General features: G+C 66.8%; 19 protein-coding genes. 6 read left to right on the plus strand and 13 right to left on the minus strand.

The window, feature by feature from the left end; genetic code table 11:
• Positions 1-165 precede the first annotated feature (165 nt).
• Both ACQR2C_RS21245 and ACQR2C_RS21250 read left to right on the plus strand, forming a co-directional pair.
• On the plus strand, positions 166-1,044 hold the full coding sequence (locus ACQR2C_RS21245; RefSeq protein ID WP_434882032.1) for an EamA family transporter: 879 nt from the start codon (positions 166-168) through the stop codon (positions 1,042-1,044).
• Positions 1,045-1,210: 166 nt separating this feature from the next.
• Complete coding sequence (locus tag ACQR2C_RS21250; protein WP_434882033.1) at positions 1,211-2,104, plus strand: DUF3313 domain-containing protein; 894 nt, start codon at positions 1,211-1,213, stop codon at positions 2,102-2,104.
• 115 nt (positions 2,105-2,219) lie between these two features.
• On the opposite strand, the gene ACQR2C_RS21255 is transcribed toward ACQR2C_RS21250, so the two are convergent.
• The 4 genes from ACQR2C_RS21255 to ACQR2C_RS21270 form a co-directional block, all read right to left on the minus strand.
• Positions 2,220-3,494, minus strand: coding sequence for a DUF2130 domain-containing protein (locus ACQR2C_RS21255; protein ID WP_434882034.1), 1,275 nt, complete (start codon positions 3,492-3,494; stop codon positions 2,220-2,222).
• 92 nt (positions 3,495-3,586) lie between these two features.
• Entirely contained in the window at positions 3,587-6,664 is a 3,078-nt protein-coding gene (locus ACQR2C_RS21260) for an efflux RND transporter permease subunit (protein WP_316177881.1), read from the minus strand.
• Positions 6,661-7,737, minus strand: coding sequence for an efflux RND transporter periplasmic adaptor subunit (locus ACQR2C_RS21265; RefSeq protein WP_315804394.1), 1,077 nt, complete (start codon positions 7,735-7,737; stop codon positions 6,661-6,663). Before ACQR2C_RS21265 ends, ACQR2C_RS21260 begins: the two co-directional genes overlap by 4 nt.
• A complete protein-coding gene (locus ACQR2C_RS21270; RefSeq protein WP_434882035.1) occupies positions 7,734-8,855 on the minus strand; it encodes an efflux RND transporter periplasmic adaptor subunit in 1,122 nt (373 codons plus the stop codon). The genes ACQR2C_RS21265 and ACQR2C_RS21270 overlap by 4 nt, the downstream gene beginning before the upstream one ends.
• Before the next feature lie 311 nt (positions 8,856-9,166).
• Between ACQR2C_RS21270 and ACQR2C_RS21275 the strand changes: the two genes are divergently transcribed.
• The gene (locus ACQR2C_RS21275) at positions 9,167-9,805 is read left to right on the plus strand and encodes a TetR/AcrR family transcriptional regulator (protein ID WP_316217587.1); all 639 of its coding nucleotides are present in this window, start codon (positions 9,167-9,169) and stop codon (positions 9,803-9,805) included.
• Positions 9,806-10,031: 226 nt separating this feature from the next.
• Here the strand turns inward: ACQR2C_RS21275 and ACQR2C_RS21280 are convergent, their stop codons facing one another.
• Together ACQR2C_RS21280 and ACQR2C_RS21285 are read right to left on the minus strand one after the other, a co-directional pair.
• Entirely contained in the window at positions 10,032-10,331 is a 300-nt protein-coding gene (locus ACQR2C_RS21280; RefSeq protein ID WP_315804397.1) for a hypothetical protein, read from the minus strand.
• A 423-nt stretch (positions 10,332-10,754) separates the two neighbouring features.
• Positions 10,755-11,939, minus strand: coding sequence for a urate hydroxylase PuuD (locus ACQR2C_RS21285; protein ID WP_434882036.1), 1,185 nt, complete (start codon positions 11,937-11,939; stop codon positions 10,755-10,757).
• A 200-nt stretch (positions 11,940-12,139) separates the two neighbouring features.
• On the opposite strand from ACQR2C_RS21285, the gene ACQR2C_RS21290 reads away from it, so the two are divergent.
• Positions 12,140-12,442 (plus strand): hypothetical protein, encoded by a 303-nt coding sequence (locus ACQR2C_RS21290; RefSeq protein ID WP_434882037.1) that lies wholly within the window; start codon positions 12,140-12,142, stop codon positions 12,440-12,442.
• A 23-nt stretch (positions 12,443-12,465) separates the two neighbouring features.
• On the opposite strand, the gene ACQR2C_RS21295 is transcribed toward ACQR2C_RS21290, so the two are convergent.
• A complete protein-coding gene (locus tag ACQR2C_RS21295; RefSeq protein WP_434882038.1) occupies positions 12,466-15,180 on the minus strand; it encodes a molybdopterin-dependent oxidoreductase in 2,715 nt (904 codons plus the stop codon).
• Positions 15,177-16,001, minus strand: coding sequence for an FAD binding domain-containing protein (locus tag ACQR2C_RS21300; protein WP_316177889.1), 825 nt, complete (start codon positions 15,999-16,001; stop codon positions 15,177-15,179). Before ACQR2C_RS21300 ends, ACQR2C_RS21295 begins: the two co-directional genes overlap by 4 nt.
• Before the next feature lie 140 nt (positions 16,002-16,141).
• Here ACQR2C_RS21300 and ACQR2C_RS21305 point away from each other — a divergent pair, with 140 nt between their 5' ends.
• Positions 16,142-17,488, plus strand: a complete 1,347-nt coding sequence (locus tag ACQR2C_RS21305) for an 8-oxoguanine deaminase (RefSeq protein ID WP_315804402.1) — start codon at positions 16,142-16,144, stop codon at positions 17,486-17,488.
• Between the two features lie 76 nt (positions 17,489-17,564).
• Here ACQR2C_RS21305 and ACQR2C_RS21310 read toward each other — a convergent pair whose 3' ends face one another.
• From ACQR2C_RS21310 to ACQR2C_RS21325, 4 genes are all read right to left on the minus strand, one after another.
• A complete protein-coding gene (locus ACQR2C_RS21310) occupies positions 17,565-18,644 on the minus strand; it encodes a BMP family ABC transporter substrate-binding protein (protein WP_315717790.1) in 1,080 nt (359 codons plus the stop codon).
• 80 nt (positions 18,645-18,724) lie between these two features.
• Positions 18,725-19,642 (minus strand): ABC transporter permease, encoded by a 918-nt coding sequence (locus tag ACQR2C_RS21315; protein ID WP_316177890.1) that lies wholly within the window; start codon positions 19,640-19,642, stop codon positions 18,725-18,727.
• Positions 19,629-20,720, minus strand: coding sequence for an ABC transporter permease (locus ACQR2C_RS21320; protein ID WP_434882039.1), 1,092 nt, complete (start codon positions 20,718-20,720; stop codon positions 19,629-19,631). The genes ACQR2C_RS21315 and ACQR2C_RS21320 overlap by 14 nt, the downstream gene beginning before the upstream one ends.
• Entirely contained in the window at positions 20,704-22,269 is a 1,566-nt protein-coding gene (locus tag ACQR2C_RS21325) for an ABC transporter ATP-binding protein (RefSeq protein ID WP_316177892.1), read from the minus strand. The genes ACQR2C_RS21320 and ACQR2C_RS21325 overlap by 17 nt, the downstream gene beginning before the upstream one ends.
• Positions 22,270-22,849: 580 nt before the next feature.
• On the opposite strand from ACQR2C_RS21325, the gene ACQR2C_RS21330 reads away from it, so the two are divergent.
• Positions 22,850-23,971 (plus strand): hypothetical protein, encoded by a 1,122-nt coding sequence (locus ACQR2C_RS21330; RefSeq protein ID WP_316177893.1) that lies wholly within the window; start codon positions 22,850-22,852, stop codon positions 23,969-23,971.
• 52 nt (positions 23,972-24,023) lie between these two features.
• Here ACQR2C_RS21330 and ACQR2C_RS21335 read toward each other — a convergent pair whose 3' ends face one another.
• Positions 24,024-24,545, minus strand: coding sequence for a nucleoside deaminase (locus ACQR2C_RS21335; RefSeq protein ID WP_316238396.1), 522 nt, complete (start codon positions 24,543-24,545; stop codon positions 24,024-24,026).
• Positions 24,546-24,551 lie beyond the last annotated feature (6 nt).

Raw genomic sequence — 24,551 nt, forward strand, 5'->3', positions numbered from 1 at the left:
GGGCATCCGGCTCGGCGGCACTGTCGTGACCAATGCCGTGGGGTACTGGCTTCCCGCGGGACGATGGCGTGTGCCGTCGGCGATGTGATTGCTTGACCGCGGCCGTTGCCAGGGCCAGATTGCTGGACGATCAGAACAGATCGCTCTGCAGTGTGGCCGTTCATCATGCTCTCCGATCTGGCTGCACTGGCGGCTGCTTTCAGCATCGCCGTCAGCAACCTCATTGCGCCGTCGGCCGTTCGCCAACTCGGTCCCGTCAGGTTCAACGCGATCCGTCTCGCAGCGGCGCTCCTCACCATGCTAGCCCTGGTGACGCTGCAAGGCCGCTGGGCCGCGCCGCCGGGGGATCAGCTGCTGATACTGGCTGCATCGAGCCTGCTCGGGGTCGTCGTCGCCGACTCCTGCTTCTATGCTGCACTGGCGCGACTGGGGCCACGCCTGACGGCCGTCGTCTATGCCAGCTGGGCTGCATTTGCGGCCGTGCTCGGCTATTTTTGGCTTGGTGAAGCACTGTCGGCGATCAAGATCATGGGAGTAGGGTGTATCGTCGGCGGCGTGTCCGTCGCAATCATCTTCAGGCAGCCTGGCACCATCGCCCAGGAGACACACGGCTCGCTGCGCGTGGGGCTCGTGTTCGGTCTCGCGGCGGCGCTGTTCGCAGCGGCGGCTGTCCTGATCGCGCGTCCCGTGATGGCTGCCGGCCTCGACCCGGCGTTGGCCACGTCCATTCGTGCCGCGATCGGATTGGCAGCCTTGCTCACTTTGTCCGCCGTTCCGGGTTTCCGCAACTCGGCCGCGGTGGATAGATCAATCGTCATCCGATCGGCGCTCAGCGGTGTGCTCGGGATGGGCATCGGCATGACGCTCGTCTTGTTTGCTCTGACGAGCCGGCCCGTTGGAATCGTTTCTAGCCTGTCGTCGACGACGCCCGTCATGATCCTGCCGCTGCTGTGGTGGAGCACCGGGCGAAGGCCCGCGCCGGCGGCCTGGCTGGGCGCCGTGCTGGCCGTAGCAGGCGTCATCGCCATCACCAGCGGCGTGTGAGGCCGCGGCAGCGGCGTGTGCCACGCACACGCTCGCCGCACTCTCTCCTTGGTTGGTGCCGTTTCGAAACATCTCTCCATGCTTCCGCCCCACGCCGTCCGAAATCTCGGAGAAGGATGCGCCGCCCGCGAGAGGGCGATCATTGTGGGCGTGAGGCGGGAGAAGCATGGTCGAGATCGACGTCGCGGCTTTCGTGAGATCCTGTGCCCCCGCCACCATCTGCCTGACGATGCTGTGCGCGGCGCTCGGCCTGTCGGGTTGCGCCACGGCGCAGATGACGCAGAGCGGCGCGCTCGCATCCTATCAGGCGCTGGCGGAATCGAACGGCCTGCTCGCCAAGTCGCAGCTCAACGTCGACAAGGACAATGTGCTCGCGGCCCAGACCGTGCGTATCATGCCGACGTCCTTTTCGGGGCAGGCCGGCGCGGTGCTGACGGACCAGCAGCGGCAGCTCGTCGCCAATGCGGTCGACCGCGCGCTGTGTCTCAATTTGAGCGAACGCTTCACGGTCGTTGCGCCCAATCAGAGAGCCGATCTGACGACGCGCACCTTCATCACCCAGGCGACGCCGACCGATCCGGTCGCGGCAGGCGCGTCCAAGGTCGTGTCGGCCGTGCCTGGCGCGCTGGGCGTCCCCGTCCCAGTGCCGCGGCTGCCGATCGGGCTCGGCAGTCTTACGATCGAGGCGGAAGCGCTCGACCGCAAGGGCCGGCAGCAGGCCGCGATGGTGTGGGCGCGCGGCGCCAACTCGTTCACCAACTCGCCGGTGCTGTCGCAGGCCGGCGATGCCTACGATCTGGCAAGTTCGTTCAGCGCCGATTTCGGCCAGATGCTCGTGACCGGAGAGACCCCGTTCGGCAAGCCACCGAAGCTGCCGTCGATCGAACGCATCGGCGCGGCGCTCGGCGGCAAGCCGAAGAACGCGGCGTGCGAGGCGTTCGGCAGGGACCCCGGGCTCATCGGCATGGTCGCCAACCGTCTGGGCGCCCCGCCGGAATGGGTCGACAAGGGGGCTGTGCCGAGTGACGCCCAGGCGAGCACGCAGATGGCGAAGCAGTAGCGGTCATCTGCATCCGCATGCCACGGCAAAGCGAGACGCGGCGCGATGCGGCTGCATCGGAAAAAGCGTTGATGCGGCGTGATGCTGGCACGCCTCGGGGCGCGGCCGGCGCGCGCTACTCCGCCGCCTCGCTCTTGCCCTCGATCAACAGCACGTCGAGGCTCTCGATCTCCTGCATCGCGCGGCCGGCGATGCCCTGCAGATCTCCATACAGGCCCGCCGTCGAATCCAGCACGCCGCGCAGTTGCTCCTCGCGCTTGGCCCACAGACGCATCATGGTTTTGCGCTCGCGGTCGAGATCCGACTGCATCTCGGTGAAGCGCTCGACGATGGCGTCGATGCGGTGGCGGAAGCGGGGGCCGGTGAGATAGGCGTAGACCATCTCCATCTTGGTCTGCTGGCCCTCCTGCGCGAGCTTGCTGCAGGCGACGTCGATCAGCGACTGGCGCAGCGCCTGCGACAGCGGCAGCGCGAAGCGCGGCTCGGCGACCCAGACGCCGTCGATCAGGTCGAAGCCGTCGACCCCCTTGGGCAGCGCGCTCGAGACGATCAGCGCGATGTCGGCCTTGGCGGCGCGCAGGTCGTCGCGCAGCTTCACGAGCCAACCATCGCTCCAGTTCTTGGTGCGCTTGGATTCCCACAGGATCGCGCCGCAGGCCTGGCCGCCCGGGCCGACCACGCGATGGATCACGTCGCCGCCGAACTCGCCCTTCGGCACCGGCTCGACCAGGTCGCGGGGAAAGCGCGCGCGCAATTGCGATTCCAGCTCGATCTCCAGCGCCTCGCCCTGAAGCTGCTGCGAGCCTTGCTCGGCCTTGCGGCGAAGCTCCTCGATCTGCCGCTGCATGCCGGCGATCTGGGTCTCCTTCTCGGCGACCTTGGCCTTCAGCGAATCCTCAGCCTCGAGCCGGGCCTTGTCGCGGACGGCGGCGAGATTCTCCTGCACCTTGGTCTCGATGGTGAGATCGAGCTCGCGGCGAGCCTCGTCGAGCTCGCGCTGCTTGCGCAGCATCTCGGCCTGGGCCTTCTGTGCGTCGGCGAGCTTGGCGTCCTTGCTGACGATGGCCTCGTGCAGCTCGGCGAGCTGGCGATCGCGGTTGCCCATCTCATCGGCCACCGCCTGCCGCGCCTTCTCGGCTTCGGCCTGCGCGATCGCGGCGCGTTCGGCCTTCAGCTTGGCGGCGACCTGCTGGTCGATCGCGGCCTTGGCCTGCGCGATCTGCTCCTGCGCCGCCTTGAGCTGCGCCTCGCGGCGGCCGAAATCGGCTTCCTTGGCCTGGAGCTGCCTCTCGAACTGCCGGCGCGTCTCCGCGATCAGGGGCGCTGCGAGCTGCTCGGTCAGCTTGATCTCGGTGCGGCAGGAGGGGCAGACGATCTGGGGATCGGTCATGATTCGCATCCTTCCATGAGGACCGAATCTACCCGGCCGCCGCGCGGGCTTTAACCCACGCGGGCGGCTTATCCCACGCAATTATCCGCGATTCACGCCCCGTGCGGGGCGGTCTCGGCCGCCGCGGTGGCGTCCGGCGTCTTGATCCGGAACCAGGCGACGTAGAGCGCCGGCAGGAACAGCAGGGTCAGCACGGTGCCGACGATGATGCCGCCCATCATCGCATAGGCCATCGGACCCCAGAATACTTCGCGCGCGATCGGGATCAGCGCCAGCGAGGCCGCGGCTGCTGTCAGCATGATCGGCCGCATGCGGTGCTCGGTCGCCTCCATGACGGCCTCCCATGGCGGGCGGCCTTCGTCGCGCAGATGCTCGATCTGCACGATCAGGATCACCGAGTTGCGGATCAGGATGCCGATCAGCGCGAGCACGCCGAGGATGGCGACGAAGCCGAGCGGCGCACCGCTCGGCAGCAGCGCCGCGACGACGCCGATCAAGGCCAGCGGCGCGACCGCGAACACCAGGAACAGGCGCTGGAAGCTCTGCAACTGCAGCATCAGGATCGTGGCCATGGTGAACAGCATGATCGGAACGACCGCGATGATCGGCGCCTGGCTCTTGGCGCTCTCCTCGACGCTGCCGCCGGTGACGACCTGATAGCCGGCCGGAAGCCTGGCGTTGAACGCCGCAAGGGCGGGCTTGAGCTGATCGACCACCGTGTTCGGCTGCACCTGATCGATGACGCTGGCCTTCAGGGTCAGCGTCGGCTGCCGCGAGCGGCGCCAGATCTCGGGCTGCTCGATCTGGTAGCGCAAGGTCGCCAGCGCCGCGAGCGGGATCGACTGGCCGTTCGAGCCCGACAGCTGCAGGTCGCGCAGGGTCTCCAGCGATTGCCGCTCCTTGGCCTGGGCGCGGCCGCGCACGTCGATCAGATAGATGTCGTCGCGCACCTGGGTGATCGAGGTGCCGTCGAGCACGCCGTTCAACGCGTTGGCGATGTCGGAGGACGTGACGCCGAGCTGGCGGGCCTTGTCCTGCAGGACGTCGACCTTCACGACGCGCGCCGGCTCCATCCAGTCGAAGATGACGGCGCCGAGATGGCTGTTGCCGCGCATGACGCCGGCGAATTCCTGCGCTGTCTCGCGCACCTTTGCGACATCAGGCCCGCTGACACGGTACTGCACGGGGCGGCCGACCGGCGGGCCGATGTCGAGCAGGTGCACATAGGCGTCGGTGCCGGGGAACGTCTTGGTGAGATAGGCCTGCAGCTTGGCGCGGGCGCGGTCACGCGCCTCGAGGCTCTTGGTGACGATGATGATCTGGCCGAACGAGACGTCGGCGGGCTGCACGTCGAACGACAGCACGAAGCGCTGCGCGCCGGAGCCGACATAGGTCGACCAGTGGTCGATGTCGGGATCGCCCTTCAGCGCCTCCTGTTCGAACTTCGCCATCTGCGCGTTGGTCTCGGCGATCGAGGAATTCTGCGGCAGGTTGAAGTCGATCACCAGCTCGGTGCGGTCGGAGGAGGGGAAGAACTGCTGCTGCACGAAGCGCATGCCGAACACCGACAGGCCGAAGATCAGGACCGTGGCGACGATCGTGGTCCAGCGGTTGCGCATGCAGGCATTGAGCATGGCGCGAAAGATCCGCGTCAGCCGGCCGCCTTCGGCATGGTGACTCGGCAAGGTCGCGGGCAGGATGGTGACGCCGAGCAGCGGCGCAAACAGCACGGCCACGATCCAGGACACGACGAGCGACACGGCGATCACCACGAACAGCGTGAAGGTGAACTCGCCGGCGGCGCTGCTGTTGAGGCCGATCGGAATGAAGCCGGCGACCGTCACCAGCGTGCCCGTCAGCATCGGGAACGCCGTCGAGGTGTAGACGTAGGTCGCGGCCTTGCGCAAGGAGTCGCCCACCTCGAGCCGCGCCACCATCATCTCGACCGCGATCATGGCGTCGTCGACCAGCAGGCCGAGCGCGATGATCAGCGCGCCCAGCGAGATGCGCTGCAGCGAGATGCCGGTGTAGGCCATGAACAGGAAGGTGATCGCGAGCACCAGCGGAATCGAGATCGCGACCACGAGGCCGGCGCGGACGCCGAGGCTGACGAAGCTGATCGCGAGCACGATGATGACGGCTTCGTACAGCGCCTTGGTGAAGCCGCCGACCGCTTCCTCGACGATCTTGGGCTGGTCCGAGACCAGATGCACGCCGACGCCGACCGGCAGATCGGCCACGACCTTGGTCATCTCCTCTTTCAGCGCCTCGCCGAAATCGAGCAGGTTGGCGCCGGCCTTCATGCCGATGGCAAGCCCGATCGCGGGCTGGCCGTTGAAGCGGAACAGCGAGGTCGGCGGATCCTCGTAGCCGCGGGTGATGGTGGCGACGTCGGTAAGCGGAAAGAAGCGGTCGTTGATGCGCAGGTTGATCGCCTTGAGGCTCTCCTCGGAGGTGAACTGGCCGGAGACGCGTACCGCGACCCGCTCGGGGCCGGCCTGCAGCACGCCGGACGGCGACACCGCATTCTGCGCCTGCAGCGCGTTGAGGATGGTGCGCTGGTCGATGCCCAGCGCGGCGACCTTGCGCGGCGAGAATTCGAGATAGATCACCTCGTTCTGCGCGCCGACGATGTCGACGCGGCCGACATTGGGCACGGTCAGCACCTTGGCGCGGACCTCCTCGACGCGGTCGCGCAACTGGCGCTGGCTGAGGCCATCGCTGGTGAAGGCGTAGATGTTGCCGAACACATCACCGAAGCGGTCATTGAATCCTGGCCCGACGACGCCGGACGGAAAGTCGCCCTTGATGTCGTTGATCAGGTTACGCACCTGCAGCCAGGTCGGGACGACGTCGCGCGCCTTGGTCGTGTCGCGCAGGTTGACGAACACCGTGGTCTGGCCGGGCACGGTCAGGCTCTTGGTGTAGTCGAGCGCCGGCAGCTCCTCGAGCTTCTTCTCGATGCGGTCGGTGACCTGCCGCGTCATCTCCTCGGCGGACGCGCCGGGCCATTTGGCCTGGATCAGCATCGTCTTGATGGTGAAGGACGGATCCTCCTCGCGGCCGAGATGCACGTAGGAGAAGAGGCCCGCAGCCATGAAGGCGATCATGAAATACCAGACGAGCGAGCGGTGCTCGAGCGCCCAGTCGGAGAGGTTGAAGGACTTCACGGCTGAGATTCCTGATCGATGCGGACGGACTGGCCATCCTTGAGACTGTGCACGCCGGCGGTGACGACACGCTGCCCGGGTTCGAGGCCGCCGGTGACGCGGATGCTGCCGTCCTCGTTGCGGGCGACCATGATCTCCTGGCGCTTGACCGAGTTGCTGGCGTCATCCACCAGCCAGACGAAGCTCTTGCCGTCCTGCTCCAGGATCGCCGTCGACGGCAATCGGATGACGGTCCGCTGCTCGGTGTTCACGGTCGCGGTGACGGTGGTGCCGAGCCGCATGGTTTCGGGCGGGTTGTCGAGCGTGATGCGGACGCGACGCGTGCGCGTCGTGGCGTCGGCGCGCGGCGCGATCTCGCGGACCTTCGCGGTCGTGCTGATGGTCGGATCGACCTGCAGCCGCACCGTGAACGGCGTACCGACCTGCAGCGCGCCCGCAATGTCGTCGCCGACGTCGATGACCGCCTCGCGAATGTCGGGCCGCGCCACCGTGACCACGCTTTGGCCGGGCGAGACGACCTGTCCGACTTCCGCGCCGACGGCCGTGACGATGCCGGCGAAATCGGCCTTGAGCTGGGCGTAGCCGAGCTGCTCGCGCGCCTTGGCGAGGTTGGATTGCGCCTTGATCACGGAGGCCTGGGCGGCCGCACGCGACTGCTCGGCGCTCTCCAGCGTCGCCTTGGTGGTGGCGTCGGTTTCCAGCAGGGTGCGCTGCCGGCCCTCGGTGCCGGTCGCGTTGGTGAGCTGCGCCTGGCTGCGCGAGACCTCGGCGGCCGAGGCGCGCACGGCGAGTTCGAGCGCGGCGGGATCAATCGCCGCCACAACCTGGTCCTGTTTGACCATGTCGCCGACATAGACGGGCCGCGCGATCAGGCGTCCGAGCACGCGGAAGCTGAGATCGGCCTTGTAGCGCGGCTCGATCGTGCCGGTGACCGTCGAGACGTTGGCCGTCTGCCGTTCGACCTTCATCGACAGCACCGGCCGGACCGGATCGGGAGCGGCGGCCTTCTCGTTGCAGCCGGCGAGCAGAGCGAGCGCGCCGAGCGGAAGAACACAGCGCATCGGCGACATCACGACCGCTTCTCCTCGTTGAACGTGATCTGTTGGCCGACGCTGAGCAGCTTGCCGCCGTCGGTCACGACGCGGTCTCCCGGTCGCAGCCCGGCCGACACCACGATCGCGCCGGTCTCATAGTCCTCGATCGTGATCGGCTTCAGCGACACCGTCCTGTCGCCGCCATCGACCAGCCACACCGCCGGCGTCTTGCCGGCGGCGGTCAGCGCGCTCCACGGCAGCACGATGCGCTGCTCCGGCTTGATGAAGCCGGTGGCGCTGACGGCGCTGCCGAGGGTCATCTCGGGCGGCGGATTCTCGATCGCGATCTTGACGCGGACGGTGCCCGACTTCGGATCGATGGTCGGCGAGACCTCGCGCACCGTGCCCTTGGCGGTGACCGAGGGATCCGACAGCAGCGCCAGCGCCACCTTGCTGTCGTCGAACTTGAGCGACAGCGCGGCCTCGTAGACGTCGATGACCGCGTCGCGGTCGCCGTCATGCGCGAGCGTGAACACGGACTGGGCCGCCTGGGCGACCTGCCCGACCTCGATGTTGCGCGCGGTGATGGTTCCGTCGGCGTCGGCGCGGAGCTCGGTGTAGGTCAGGGCGTCCTTGGCGGTGTCGCGCTGGGCCTTGGCGGCCTCCAGCGAGCCCTCCGCCGTGCGCAGCGTTTCCTGGGCCTGGTCGAAAGTCGCGCGCGTCGTGAAGCCGCTCGTGATCAGCGTCTGCTGGCGGTTGAAATTGGAGGTTGCGACCTTCACCTGCGACTCCGCGGCCGCCACGGCGGCCTCCGCGGAATCGAGATCGGCCTGCTGCTCGGCCGGATCGATCTTGGCGAGCAACTGGCCGGCCTTGACGTGCGCGCCGACCTCCACGAGCCGCTCGGTGACGCGGCCGCTGACCCTGAACGACAGGTCTGCGAGCACCCGCGCCTGCACGTCACCGGTCAGCGTGATCGATTGCCGGCGCTCCGACAGCTTGACCACCTCGGTCCGCACCATCCGGGACGGCGGCGCGGTTGCGGGCGTCTTCTGCTCGCAGCCGGCCAGCAGCAGGCCGACGGCAGCGCAGCCGGCCGCGGCCAGCAGGCGTGAGCCCGGTGCCCGAAGGAAAGAGGATCCTGTGAATGGAGACATGGTCGTATCTTCGGTCCGGTTGGGTGGTGGCGATCATTCCCGTCCTGCCGCGCAAGCACGCAGGGACCGGAAAGCACCTGTTGGTCGTCAGCAGCCCGCAAAACCCGCCCGCCATTGCAGGCAAGCAGGTTCACGCGAAAGTTGAACACCATCCTCTTGACAGTGCGTGAATTAGACAATCAAATCTAGAATAATTCGTCTAGTAACATTCTCGTGGCGGTTTCGAATTCCCCCTGTGCGGGTTGCCCGGGCGCTCCCGTTGGGACATCGGCCAGCGCTGCCGCCGCGGCGAGCCAAGGCATGACGCGAACGTGCGACGCAAAGCTGCGACCGACCTGAATGCCCCCGTGCGCACGACATCACGTGCGCCGCGGCAGGCGCGTGGCCGTGAGCGCCGCGAGCAGTTGCTCGACGCGGCAGCCGCCATCATCGCCGAGTCCGGGATCGGTGCCGTCAGCATGCATGCAGCGGCCCAGCGCGCCGGCGCCTCGATCGGCTCGGTCTATCACTTCTTCCGTGACAAGGATCAGATGCTGGATGCGCTCGCCGAGCGTCACGATGCCGAGCTGCAGCCGGCGTTCGACCGCGTGGTGCAGCGAAGCGATGCGGAATGGGCGGCGATGTCGCCGCCGCAGGTCATCGAGCAGTTGATTGGCTGGGCGATCCGCTACTTCGTTCGCCACCCCGATGCGCTGGCGACGCTCGATCTGCACGACCAGACCATGCACGCCGAGTTCAGGGTCGTCATCGACCGCGTCATGCGCGCCAGGCTCGGCGACGAACTCGGCAGGCAGGCGGCCACGACGCTCGATGCCGTCGTGCTCGGGACACTGCTGTTCACGCGCGAGCAGGATCCGCGCAGCCGCGATGTCGTCGTCGCAGCGCTGCCCGAGATGATGGCTACCTATCTGAGCGCTCTCGAGGCGAAGCGGAAGCGGACGAAGGGATGAGGTACAGCCGGCGTATCGAGGCGATCAGCGCGGCGATTTGAACGGCCACGTGCTGCTCTTCCGATGTGTCGCCACCGAGCACGGCGTCGTCGCGTCCGCAATCGGCTGGTTCGGAAGGATGATCTGGTCGTCGCCGTTCCAGCGGTCGAACTCGTAGCACCATTGCCATTCTCCGATGTGCGGTATCCCTGTTCGTCAGCGCGCGATCGCCAGACGGAGAATCCCCTCATCGCGCGGGTTCGGCCGGCGATGGCGTGTCGACATGATCCATCGTCGTCATCGACAGCGGCTGCGTTTCGTCGACGCGAGCGGAGCGATCGCTGCGATGTGCCAGCCGTCGCTCGCTGCTCCGGTCGCGCCTGATGACGATCCCTTCGACCAGCCGGGCCACGACGCCGACCACGGCAAAGCTCAAAAGCAGCGAGATGCACAGCAGCCCCAGATAGAGCTTCAGTACCGAGCTTGCGAAGCAGGCAAGCGCGATGAGCGCGACAATGGCCAGCCGGCCTTTGACGGAGATCGACATGATGGGGCGTTTCGCTGAGAGCTGATTGTGGGCGCCACTCTAGCGCCATGTTTTCTGCAGCCAAGCCGCGTCCCAACGGGTGGTAAATTTTGCCGCAAGCTCATGACGACAATCGGATGTGCTCCAGCTCAATCGTCGTCGCATGCATCGCAGTTCAACTCCGCGTTGCGAAAATCCGGTTGTCCTTGTGCCGGCTTCACGCAATCGTCGTGGGGAACCGAGCGAGCATCCATTGCCGCGCGCGCGATGAGCGGAGCTGTCAGCCGCACAGCGAAGCGCTTGCGGGCCGCAGCGCAACTAACTGCGCTACCATCGAGACATGGTGGCGCATTGCGCGGACCGCGCTGGCGCGCCTTTGCCCGCCCCACAGACTGCCTCGGGGAGGCAAAGCAGCGGTCGTCATGCCGGCGGCAACTGCGACCGCTATTGCGCACCGGCCCACGCCGCGAGCACGGCGCGCTCCTCGCCGGTGATCTCGGTGATGTTGCCGGGCGGCATGGCGCTCGACCACGCGGCGTTGCGTGCGATCAGCCGCGCGTTGCGCTGGATGTCGTCGGCAGTGTCGAGCCGCACGCCCCTGGGCGCCGTGACGATGCCGTCCCATACGGGCTCGGCGGCGTGGCACATGCTGCAGCGGGAGGTCACGATCTCCTCGACCTGCGCGAAGCGTGGCGGCGCGCTCGTGGCCGCCTTGGCGTCGCGAGGGCCCGCTGCGGACAGCAGCAGGATGCCGATCATGCCCGCGGCTGCGACGCCCCACACCCACCATGGCGACGGATGGCCCTTGTGACGCTCGTTGAAGAAATGGCGGATCACCGGGCCGAGCGCGAGCACGATGGCGACGATCGCCCAGTTGTAGCGGGTGCCGAACAGGAGCGGATAGTGGTTGCTGATCATCAGCACCACCACCGGCAGGGTCAGATAGTTGTTGTGGACCGAACGCTCCTTGCCGGCCTTGCCGAGCCTGGGGTCCGGCGCTTGGCCTGCGAGCAGCGCGGCGACGATCTTCTTCTGGTTGGGGATGATCACGGCAAACACGTTGGCGACCATGATGGTGCCGATGATCGCGCCGATCTGGTTGAAGGCGCCGCGGCCGCTCAGCACATGGGTGAAGGCGTAGGTGAGCGCGACGAGAAAGACGTAGCCGCCGATTGCGAACGGCAGCTCGTGCCGGGCGAGGCCGCTGCGGCAGGCGGCCTCGTAGAGCAGCCACGCCAGCGCCAGCGAGCCGAAGCTGAACAGGCCGGCCTGGAAGGGCGTGAGGTCGAGGATCGACTTGTCGACCAGGAACAGGTCGGCGTTGAGATAGTACACCACGATCATCAGCACGAAGCCGGACAGCCAGGTGGTGTAGGCCTCCCATTTGAACCAGGTCAGTTCGCTCGGCATCTGCGCCGGCGCCACCAGATATTTGACGATGTGGTAGAAGCCGCCGCCATGCACCTGCCAGGCCTCGCCCATCACGCCCTTGGGCAGGTCTTCACGCGGCTTCAGGCTCAGGTCCAGCGCGATGAAGTAGAACGAGCTGCCGATCCAGGCGACCGCGGCGATCACGTGCAGCCAGCGGAAGATCAGGCTCAGCCATTCCGATATGATCGAGGCCCACATCGCGCGCTCATCTCCTTCGACAGGGCAAGTCCCGAGCCGAGTGCCTGCGTCTCATCTGTGGCATCGATCGCATCTGATTTCCAGCACGTCGCTGTGGCAGTCGGTGCACAACAGATCAGCTGCCATGCGCGCGTGACGCAGTGGACTCCGGCGGTGCGATTGCGTTCAATGTGGCGGTCTGACAAGCGGGACGGGGCGGGATGACGAGGCTGGTTGTGATCATGCTGGTGCTGGGACAGTTCGCTGGTATGCCTCTGGCGATGGCGCAGACCGCCCCCAAGCAGAGCACGGCCAAGCGCGCCGATGCCTGCGCGCCGATCGGACGCACCGAGGACGGCAAGCTGGTCTATGCGATGAAATGCGAGAGCATCCCGAAGCCGGTCGCTCCCGCCGCCCCGCCACAGGCGGCCGCCCAGCCGTCGGAGCCGGCTGCGGAACCAGAGCCCGAGACCCAGCGGAGCGGCCTGTTCGGCTGGTCGTACGACCGCCGACCCAAGCCATAGCGCAGCCGTTTCGCCCGACCACCTCATTCGCCGAACTTCTCCTGCAGCTGCGGAAACAGCCGGTCCGGCTTGAACGGCGCGGCCGTGAAGCGAATGCCGGTTGCGGCGCGGATCGCGTTGCCGAGCGCGGCGGCGACCGGATTGTACGGACTTTCGCTCATCGACTTCGCCCCGAGCGGGCCGATCGAGTCGTGGGTGTCGGCGAACAGCACCTCGGTGCGCGGCACGTCGGCATAGGACGGCAGATGATAGTCGCGGAAGCGCGGATTGATCACGCGGCCCGTGTCGTCGATCACGATCTCCTCGTACAGCGCGGCGCCAAGGGCTTGGGCCACGCCGCCCTCGATCTGGCCGCGGCACTGCATCGGGTTGGCGACCTGGCCCGCATCGGCGGCCTGTACGCTCTTGAGGATCCTGACCTCGCCGGTCCCCTTGTTCACGGCGACGCGAAAACCCTGAACATTGAACGCGATCGAGCGCGGCGTGCCCTGCGAATTGCCGCTCGCAGTGAGCGGCGATCCGCTGGCCTTGGCGAGTTCGGCGAAAGCGAGACGATGTGCGCCACAGGTGATTGCATCATCGGCGATCACGCAGGCGCCGGGAGCGACGTTCCACCTGTCGGAGGCGAACCGCTTGATCGTCTCGGCCAACGCCTCCGCCGCCGCCTGGGTTGCGCGTCCCGCGACGAAGGTGCCGGTCGAGCCATAGGCGCCGGTGTCGTGGCCGCCATGGGCGGTGTCGGACTGTCTGAGGCTGATGCGATCGACGGTGGTACCGAGCACGGTCGCGGCGATCTGGCGATGCACCGTGCTGGTGCCGTTGCCGAACTCGGCGGTGCCGACGGTGAGCATGAAGCCGCCGTCGTCGCGCAGGCTGATGACGGCGTCGGCGAAGTGGCCGTCGGGCGGCACGGTGTCGATCATCGTCAGCGCGATGCCTTCGCCCTTCAGCCACTCGGCCGACAGCTCCGGCACCGGCGTGGCCTCGGCCATGGCGCGCTCGACCAGATCGAGGCACTGGTCGAGTCCGTAGGAGCCGTACAGCACGTCGCTGTGCCCGGGTGCCGGCGGCGACAGCATGGGATCGCCGGGCCTGATGATGTTGCGGCGTCGCATCTCGAACGCGTCGATGCCGAGCTGCCGCGCGAGCTCGTCGATCGCGGCTTCGACCGCGAAGGTGGTTTGCGGCAGGCCGTAGCCACGATAGGCGCCGGCCGGCACCGTGTTGGTGTAGACCGCGATCCCGTCGACCTTCTTGTTCGGACAATTGTAGACCGAGATCGACTCGGCGCAGGCATGGAACAGCACGGGCCCGGCGTGATTGCCGTAGGCGCCGGTGTTGGAGACTACATCGAGTTGCAGCGCGGTCAGCCTGCCATCCTTGTCGGCGCCGGCCTTGACGGTGACACGCATCGGATGCCGCGTCGAGGTGGCGATGAACTGCTCCTCGCGGGTGAATTCGAGCTTGACGGGGCGTTTCATCTTCAGTGCGGCGAGCGCGAGGATATCCTCGACGAACATCTCCTGCTTGCCGCCGAAGCCGCCGCCGACGCGCTCGCTGAACACGCGGACCTGATCGGGCGCGAGGTCGAAGATCTCGCACAACGCCCGTCGCGTCAGGAACGGCACTTGCGTGCTGGAGCGGACGGTGAGCACGCCGTCGTCATCGAACCAGGCAAGCCCGCCATGGGTTTCCAGCGCGGCATGTTGGACCCGCTGCGTGGTGAAGGTGCCTTCATAGGTCGCGGTGGCAGACGCGAGCGCGGCGGCGACGTTGCCAAACTCGCCGTGGCTCTCGGCGACGATGTTGCGGCTGACGTCGGCGATGCGATGTGCCGCCGTGCGGCCGGCGTGGATGACGGGCGCACCGGGCGCGATCGCCGCGGCGGGATCGATCACTGCGGGCAGGATTTCGTAGTCGACAATGAGGCGTCGGCAACCTTCCTCAGCGGCGGCTTCGCTATCGGCGACGACGGCCGCGACCTTCTGGCCGATGAAGCGGACGACATCGTCCAGCACGCGGGTGTCGGCCGGATCCATCCAGGCCTGTTCATGGCGCGCGGTCGAGAACAGCGCCGCCGGCGCATCCTCATGAGTCAGCACCGCATGCACGCCGGGCACCGCCAGCGCGGACCTCTTGTCGAAGCCGACGATGCGCGCATGCGCGTGCGGCGATCGCGCGAGCTTGACATGCAGCAAGTCCTTGATCGCGGTGTCGAAGGTGTAGCGCGCCCGGCCGCGCACCACGTCGGGGCCGGCGGGGGCGGGCAGGCTGCGCCCGAAGGCTTCGCCCGCTGCGACCTGCTCGACATCAACGCGGCCGAGCAGCGCGTCCTCGATGGCGCGATAGCCGGTGCAGCGGCAAAGATTGCCCTTCAGCGCGGCGCCGAGATCCTTCTTCTGGGCCTGGTTCAGCGAGGCGCAGGTGACGATCATGCCGGCGGTGCAGAAGCCGCATTGGAACGCCTGCGCATCGAGGAAGGCCTGCTGCATTGGATGCAGGCCGTCTCCGGTTGCGAGCCCTTCGACAGTCGTGACCGCCTTGCCCTCGGCGCGAAAGGCGGGGATCAGGCAGCTATGCACCGGTTCGCCGTCGAGCAGCACGGTGCAGGCACCGCAGTCGCCTGCGTCGCAGCCCTTCTTGACGCCGAAATGGCCGGTGTCGCGCAGAAGGGTCCGCAGGCATTGTCCGGCGCGCGGCGCGGTGTCGACTTCCCTGCCATTGACGATCACGCTCATGGCCTGAAGTCCGCGAGCTCGGCGCGAATCTCCTCAGCGAGGCGCAGGGTCATCGCCTTGCGCCAGGCAGGCTTGCCATGAACATCGTCGTGGTACGACGCATCTGGAATTTCGACGAGCAGGCCGGCGCGCAACGTGGTCGCGTCGGGCATGCTGGCAAAGCGCAGTTGCTGCGGCTTGATGGTCGATCCGGTCACGGTGAGCAGCAGGTCGCCGTCGCGGCCCGACGTGCCGATCAGCAGTGCGCCGGAGCGCCCGACCGGCGTCAGCGCGATCTGGCGGAAAGCGCCGCGGCGCTTCAGCGCAGCCAGCGGAATGTCGATCTGCCGCAGCAGATCTCCGGGCGCGAGCACGTTGCTGTTGTTGCCGGTGACGAAATCGGCGACGGGGACGCGCTGCTCGCCTCCGTCATTCTTCCATATCAAGCAAATGCCCTCGAGCGCGGCGAGCAGCGAGATCATCGGCCCGGCCGGCAGCGACATGCAGAGATTGCCGCCGACGGTCGCCGTCTTCCAGATCTTGAACGAAGCCAGGAACGCGCGGCAGCATTGATCGATCAACGGCGCCGCGACCCACTCGGCCGGGCAGGACAGCCCGTCCAGCGCGGCGACGCTGCAGGTCGCGGCGATGCACAGGCCCTGATCGCTGATGCCGAGAGGCGTCCAGGCGAGATCGCTGAGATCGATCAGCCGCGATAGGCGCGCCTGCGGTTCCGAGAACAGCCACGTGCCGCCGGCCAGCCAGGCGTCGCCTGCCTGCCAGGCGGGCAGTTCGGCCCGCGTTCTCGGGCGCACGACCTCCGTGATGGTGTTCAGGTCCATGGTGATGCCAGCTCGTGGGCGCAGCCTGTCGCGGGTGGAATCCTTGCAAGACCAGCGCCAACTGGCAATAGGATGACGCTGGCCTTCCGCTTGCAAGCTACCGGCACATGCAAGCGCCCAATCACCGAGACGAGGCAGCCATGAGCACGACGCCGATCTGGATCAAGGACCCGCTCGCCATTCTCGCCGAGGGCGCCACGCGCGGTGTCGTCGTCAAGGACGGTCGCATCGTCGAGCTGGTGCCTGCCGGTGCCGAGCCGGCGACTGCGGGCGCGGTGGCCTATGATGCGAGCGCGCATGTCGTCATCCCTGGTCTGATCAACACGCACCATCACTTCTACCAGACGCTGACGCGCGCGCTGCCGGCTGCGATGGACCGCGAGCTGTTCCCCTGGCTCAAGGCGCTCTATCCGATCTGGGCGAAGCTGACGCCGGAGGCGTTGGATGCGGCGGTCACGGTCGCGATGGCCGAACTGATGCTGTCGGGCTGCACGACCACGACCGATCATCACTACGTTTTCCCCGCCGGGCTCGAAGATGCCGTCGGCATCGAGGTCGCGGTGGCGAAGCGGCTCGGCATCCGTGTGCTGCTGACCCGCGGCTCGATGAACCTGTCGGAGCGCGACGGCGGACTGCCACCGGACAGCGTGGTGCAGGACGAGGACACGATCCTCGCCGACAGCGCGCGCGTGGTCACGACCTATCACGAGCGCGGACCCGATGCGATGGTGCAGATCGCGCTGGCGCCGTGCTCGCCGTTCTCGGTGACGGGATCGCTGATGCAGAAGACCGCTGCGCTTGCCGATAAGCTCGACGTGCGGCTGCACACGCATCTCGCCGAGACGGAGGATGAGAACCGCTTCTGCGAGCAGATGTTCGGCTGCCGTCCGCTGGACTATCTCGAGAAGAACGGCTGGCTCGGCCCGCGCACCTGGCTGGCGCACGGCATCTTCTTCAATGCCGAGGAGATGAAGCGGCTCGGCAAGGCCAGGACCACGATCAGCCATTGCGCCTGCTCGAACCAGTTGCTTGCCTCCGGCTGCTGTCCGGTGTGCGAGATGGAGGAGGCGGGCGTCGGGATCGGCCTCGGCGTCGACGGCTCGGCGTCGAACGACGGCTCCAACCTGATGCAGGAGGTTCGTGCCGCATTCCTGCTGCAGCGGGCGCGCTATGGCGTTGGCCGGATCAGCCACAAGGATGCGCTGCGCTGGGCGACCAAGGGCTCGGCCGCCTGCGTCGGCCGGCCAGAGCTCGGCGAGATCGCGCTGGGCAAGGCCGCCGACCTCGCGCTGTTCAAGCTCGACGAGCTGCGCTTCTCGGGTGCAGGCGATCCGATCGCGGCGCTGGTGCTATGCGGCGCGCACCGCGCCGATCGCGTCATGGTCGGCGGCCGTTGGACCGTGGTCGACGGCGCAATTCCGGGACTGGACGTCGGCGGGCTGATCGATCGGCACAGCGCGGCAGCCAGGGCCATGCGGGGAGGGTGAAGCGCGCAGCGTTGGAAAATATTCGCTCGAGAACTCTCCCCGACTTGTGGGGGAGAGTTCTAGCGGTGTACTGCGTCTACTTGCCCGGCACCTTGTCGTCGACGCCCTTGACGTAGAAGTTCATGCCGAGAATCTGTCCATCGGCGAGATGGTCGCCGCCCTTGCACTCGATCTCCTTGCCATCCTGGCCGAGCACGGGGCACTTGAACGGGTGCAGCTTGCCGGCGGTGATCGCGGCCTGCGTCTCCTCGGCCAGCTTCTTCACGTCGTCAGGCATGTTGGTATAGGGCGCCATCTCGAACATCTTGGAATCGAGGCCGCCCCAGGTGTCCTCCGATTTCCAGGTGCCGTCGAGCTCGGCCTTGACGCGCGCGATGTAGTAGGGGCCCCAGGTGTCGAGGATCGAGGTGAGCTGCGCCTTGGGGCCGAACTTGATCATCTCGGAGTCCTGGCCGAAGGCGAGCTTGCCGCGCTCGGCCGCGATCTGCATGGCAGCCGGGCTGTCGGTGTGCTGCATGATGATGTCGGCGCCCTGGTCGATCAGCGCCTTGGCGGCGTCGGCTTCCTTACCCGGGTCGAACCAGGTGTTGGCCCAGATGATCTTGACCTTGATGTTCGGGTTCACGGTCTGCGCGCCGATGATGGTGGCGTTGATGCCGGAGATGACCTCGGGGATCGGGAACGAGCCGATATAGCCGAGCACGCCTGCCTTCGACATCTTGCCGGCGATGATGCCCTGGATGTAGCGGCCCTGATACCAGCGCGCCGAATAGGTCGACATGTTCTTGTCGCGCTTGTAGCCCGTGGCATGCTCGAAATGCACGTTGGGATACTTCTTGGCGACCTTCAGGGTCGGATCCATGTAGCCGAACGAGGTCGTGAAGATCAGCTTGTTGCCGGCGCGGACCAACTGCTCGATGGCGCGCTCGGCGTCCGGGCCTTCCGGTACGTTCTCCAGATAGGTCGTCTCGATCTTGTCGCCGAGCTCCTTCACCAGCGCCTGGCGCGCGAGCTCATGCTGATAGGTCCAGCCGAGGTCGCCGATCGGTCCGAGATAGATGAAGCCGACCTTCAGCTTGTCGGCGGCGTGCGCCACGCCGGCGATGCTTCCCGCCAGCACCAGCGCGGCGGCAGCCCCCAGAAGCCTTTTCATCATCGTCCATGCCTCCAAATAATCGGGGGAAACCTCGTGAGCCAGAGCGCCGCGCCCCATCGCTGGCGCTCCGGATGATTGCTTCAGCGATCCGGCACGAACACCGTCCCCAGCGCCGCCGGCGCAGTGGAGCCGCCGGTGCGGGCGCGCGACAGCAGCACCAGCACGATCACCGTGGCGAGATAGGGCAGCGCCGACATGAACTGCGAGGGGATGCCCACGCCCGCACCCTGCGCATGGAGCTGCAGGATCGTCACCGCGCCGAACAGATAGGCGCCGACGACAAGGCGGCCCGGTCGCCAGGATGCAAACACGACCAGCGCCAGCGCGATCCAGCCGCGTCCCGCGGTCATGCCGGGAATGAAGAAAGGCGTATAGGCCAGCGGCAGATAGGCGCCGGCGAGCCCGGCGCAGCCGCCGCCGAACAGCACCGCGAGCAAACGGATGCGCAGCACGGGATAGCCGAGCGCGTGGGCGGAGACATGGTTGTCGCCGCAGGCGCGCAGCACCAGGCCGGCACGGGTGCGGTACAGGAACCACCAGACGGCGATGATCAGCGCGAGCGACAGATAGACGAACGCGTCCTCGCCGAACAGGATGCGGCCGACCAGCGGAATGTCGCTGAGGCCGGGAATGGAGAGGTGCGGCGCGGTGCCGATGCGCTCGCCGACGAAGCGCGCGCCGATCAGGCCGGAGAGACCGATGCCGAGGATGGTCAGCGCGAGGCCCGTGGCCACCTGATTGACGGCGAGGCCAAGGGTCATGAACGCGAAGATCAGCGACATCAGCATGCCGGCGACGATGCCGCACAATGCGCCGACGACGATCGAGCCGGACAGCCAGGCCCCGCCGAAGCCGCAGGCCGCGCCGACGATCATCATGCCCTCGACGCCGAGGTTGAGCACGCCCGAGCGCTCGGTGACCAGCTCACCGGTGGCCGCCAGCAGCAGCGGCGTCGATGCGGCGAGCACCGACAGGATGATTGCTTCAACCAGCACCACGTTGCACCTGCCGCGCGGCGAAGACGAGCTTGAAACGGTAGAGGATGAGGGAATCGCAGGCGAGCACGTAGAACAGCAGGATGCCCTGGAACACCTTGGTCACATCGAGTGGAATCTTCATCGTGATCTGGGCCTGCTCGCCGCCAATGAACGTCAATGCGAGGAAGAGCCCTGCAATGAATATTCCAACTGGATTGAGCCGCCCCAGGAAGGCCACGATGATCGCGGTGAAGCCATAGCCCGGCGAGATGCCCGGTTGCAGATGTCCGATGGGGCCCGCCACCTCGATGATCCCTGCGAGACCGGCCAATGCGCCGGACACCGCGAATGTCAGGAGGATGAGCTGGTTGGCGTTGAAGCCGCCGAAGCGTGCCGCGCGGGGGGCCGCGCCGACGACGCGGATCTCGAACCCCTTGATGGTGCGCTCGAGCAGCACGAAGGCGCCTGCAACGACGAGCAGCGCGATGACGCTGCCGAGATGCAGGCGTCCGCCCTCGATCAGCACCGGCACGGTGGCGACCGGGTCGAACTCCGCCGTGGTGGGGAAGTTGAAGCCGGCGGGATCGCGCCAGGGGCCGCGGACGAGATAGTCGAGCAGGAGATCGGCGACATAGACCAGCATCAGGCTGGTGAGGATCTCGCTGGCGCCGAACTTGACGCGGCACAGCGCCGGGATCAGCGCGTAGAGGGCGCCGGCTGCGGCGCCTGCGACCAGCATCGCCGGCAGCACCCAATGTCCGGCCTCGGTGCCTTGCGTCTTGACCGCGATCCAGCTGCCGGCAACGGCGCCGATCAGGAACTGGCCTTCGGCGCCGATGTTCCAGGCGTTGGCGAGGTAGCACAGCGACAGACCGATCGCGATCATCACCAATGGCGTCGCTTTCACCGCGATCTCCTGCAGCGAATAGCCGTCGGTGAGCGGCGCGACGAAGTAGACGCCGAGCGCGGTGATCGGGTTCTTGCCGAGCACGGCGAACAGCACGCTCATCGTGACGAGTGTCAGTCCGATCGCGATCAGCGGCGAAACCAGCGCGATGGTGCGCGAACGCTCGGCGCGCTTCTCAAGCACGAGCTGCATGCGCCGCCTCCTTCTCGAGACTGGCGCCGCCCATCAACAGGCCGAGCCTCTCCCGCGTGGCCTCGGCGCGCGGCAGCGCCTCCGACAAGTGTCCATGAAACATCACCGCGATGCGGTCGGCGATCTCGATCAGTTCGTCGAGGTCCTGGCTGGTGACGAGGACGGCAGCGCCGGCGCTGGCGAGATCGATCAGCGCCTGGCGGATGATCGCGGCGGCGCCGGCGTCGACGCCCCAGGTCGGCTGGTTGACGACCAGCACCGCCGGCGTGCGCAGGATCTCGCGGCCGACGACGAACTTCTGCAGGTTGCCGCCGGACAGGCTCGCCGCTTCCGGATCCCGCTTGGCCTTGCGGACGTCGAATGTCTCGGTCGTCAGATCGACCGTCCGCAACGTCGCGGCCGCGTTGATGAAGCCGTGCCGGACCATGTCGCTCGCGGCGTGTCCGGTCAGCAGCGCGTTCTCGGACAGCCGCATCCGCGGCGCGGTGCCGTGCCCCAGCCGCTCCTCCGGCACGAACGCCGCGCCCATCTTGCGCCGTTGGGTGATCGAGAGATTCCCGCAGGCGAGGCCGTCGATGATGATCGTGCCGGGCTCCTTGACGAGGCGTTCGCCGGACAGCGCAGCGAACAGCTCGTCCTGGCCGTTGCCGGCGACACCGGCGATGCCGAGGATCTCTCCGCCCTTCAGCTCGAAGGAAATGTTCTTGAGAGCCACGCCATGAAGCTCGCCCGGGGCGAGGGTGAGATCATTGACGACCAGACGCGGCACGGTGGTGTGCCGCTCGGCCGGCGGCTTCACCTCCTTGATCTCGGTGCCCACCATCATGCGGGCCAGCGAGGCAGCCGTCTCCAGCTTCGGATTGCAGGTCGCGACCTTCCTGCCGCCGCGAAGGATGGTGGCGGTGTCGCACAGCCGCTTCACCTCTTCCAGCTTGTGGCTGATGTAGAGAACAGCGCGGCCTTCCGCTTTCAGGCGCTCCAGGACGACGAACAGTTGGTCGGCCTCCTGCGGCGTCAGCACGGCGGTGGGCTCGTCCAGGATCAGGAATTTCGGATTCTGCATCAGCGCGCGCACGATCTCGATGCGCTGCCGCTCGCCGACCGACAATTGCCATACCTCGCGCTTCGGATCCAGCGGCAGGCCATAATCGCGCGCGACATCCGCGAGCCGCGCCGACATGGCCTTGAACGGCTCCTTGCCGTCGAGCCCGAGCGCCACGTTCTCGGCCACGGTGAGGTTGTCGAACAGAGAGAAATGCTGAAACACCATGCCGATGCCGAGGGATCGCGCTTCGGCCGGGCCGGACAGCTGGACCGGCTCACCCTGCCAGCGCAACTCGCCGGCGCTCGGCTGCACCAGTCCATAGATCGTCTTCACCAGGGTCGATTTCCCCGCACCGTTCTCGCCGAGCAGGGCGTGAATCTCGCGTGGCCGGATCTCGATGTCGATCTTGTCGTTGGCAACGAAGTCGCCATAGCGCTTGGTCAATCCGACCGTCTGCAGGAGCGGAGGCGTAGATTTCGGATCGACCGGCGCTGGGTCAGGCATTTGCTGCGTCATGGGGCAGGGGGAATGAAGCTGCCTCAATTGTGATCTAATTTGCCGCGGCGCGTAAGAGGCGAAAAGCGCCATCCTTTGCCCAACTCTTGTCCAACGGTTCATCCGCGGAGACCGGCGAATGCAGCGCGCCGTCGGTTGCAGGCATCGCAGGCCGCAATCGAGTCGAGCGCAGCGCCCCATGAAGTTCTGTGGCACTTCTGCGACACTGGCCGGGAAATCGATCCGGTCGCAGCAGGCTGCACGTTGGATGAGCAGCGTCATGCAATGCGCGTCCAATGGCGCGCTTGCGCTCACGGGTGATCGCGAAATCGTGCGAGAGGCCAGGCGACGCTTTTCGGAAAAACTTCAGCAATGTGAAGCAGCAAGATCGTGATCCGGGAGCGTCGCGGCCGCGGCCAATCGTCCCATGGTCGCGCCCGCGACCGCCACCGTCGACGCCGTAATACGGCATAACCTTGATCAAACTGCGGGCAAGTCCTGGAGAAAGTTGAGGCTTCTCCGGCCGGTGGAACGGCGCAACTGTGCATGCAAGTCGGGAATCTGCGCTTGTCAACTGGGGGTGTTCGGAATGTCGTTTCGTCAAATAATTGCGGCGGCCGTCGCGCTGGGCGCGGTCGCACTGACGTCAGTCGGTGTCGCTGGGGCCGCTGATCTGCCCGCCAAGGCGGTCGCGAAAAAGGCTCCGGCCGAGGTGCCGTTCTTCCTCGTCGTCGACAATCGCGTCAGCTACTCCTACATCTTCGATGCCAGCCAGCCTGGTGCATGGAGCGTGAACGGCAACGGCACATTCAACGCCAAGACCGCCAAGCAGGTCTACTCGTTCACCCATTTCGACGTCTGGGGCTACGGCACCAACTTCTTCACGATCTCGCTGTTCAAGTCGGACCACAACGATCCCGCCGGGCCGTGCACCCAGACCGGCGGCATCGTCTCGCCCAACGCCGGCTTCGCGTTCACGCCGGCGAGCTGCGCCGGCGCGACCGAGATCTACGGCCTGTTCCGCTCGACCTTCGGCTGGAATCAGATCTTCAACACCAAGGCCTTCACCATGGGCCCGCTGCAGAACATCTCGTTCGAGGTGGGCATGGATGCCAACACGGAGAACCGCTATTTCGGCGCCGCCAAGCGCGACGTGGTGGCCGGCCTGCAGTTCGCGTTCAACCTGCCCTACAAGGGCTATTTCAACGTCGCTCCCCTGATGTATTGGGAGTTCGCCAACCACAACTCGTTCTCACAGTGCGGCGCCGGCTGGTCGAACCCCTGCATTACTGACGGCAATACCTCGTTCAAGCCGACCTGGGCGGTCGAGACCAACTACTACATGGATCTCGGTTTCCTGCCCGAGAGCATGCAGTTCTTCTCGATCTCGGGCCGCGCCGGCTGGTACGGCAAGAAGGGCACCGATACCGAGCCGCTCCCGGCGAGCGTCGCGAACGGCGTCTATCCGACGAAGGTCGAGTTCAACTCCGAGCCGATCCGCCTGACCTTCGACGCGTCGAAGGCGATGTGGGGCGAGAAGCAGAGCCACATGATCGACGTCTGGGTGGCCTATCGCTACTGGCAGAACAAGTTCGGCCTCGACCACAACAACGCGGTCGGCTGTTCCGTCGCCGGCGTCGGCGGCACCCGCGTCGCCACGGGCGCCTGCACCGAGTCGTCGCTGTATTCAGGCGTGACCGTGAAGTTCTGATATCGACCGAGCCACGCAAGCAGGCGCCGCGCCTCCGGTCGCGGCGCCTGCTTCATTTGTCCCAGGCTCCCTCATGCAGCGTCGCGGCTTCGTCCTCCAGCAGGGGGCCGACGACTTCGGTCGCACGCTGGCCGCTCGCGAACACGTCGCGGCAGGGCAGGTCGAGGGTCGGGTTCTCCGGATGATTGCCGGTGAGGTCGCGCAGCCGCCGTTCGCTCAGCCCATAGACCACGCGTCCGATGCCCGCCCAGTAGATCGCGCCCGCGCACATCGCGCATGGCTCTGCCGACGAATACAGCGTGGCAGCCGCTCTGATTTCGGGCGCAATCGAAATGCAGGCCTGGGTCGCGGCCAGCCGCTCGGCATGCGCCGTGGCGTCATGTGCCGGCATATAGCCGTTCTCGGCCTCGATCAGAACGCGGCCGTCGGCCGCGATGAGCACGGCTCCGAACGGATGATTGCCGTTGGACGTCGCACGGCGCGCGATGGCGAAGCTGTGGCGCAGGAAATGTGCGTCCCGGTCTTGTGCGTCGGCCTGCCTCTGTCCGTCTCTTGCCTGATCTGCCGGTCCCATCGCCAC

Source organism: Bradyrhizobium sp. HKCCYLRH3061 (assembly GCF_051168015.1).
In the GTDB taxonomy this organism is placed as follows: Bacteria; Pseudomonadota; Alphaproteobacteria; order Rhizobiales; family Xanthobacteraceae; genus Bradyrhizobium.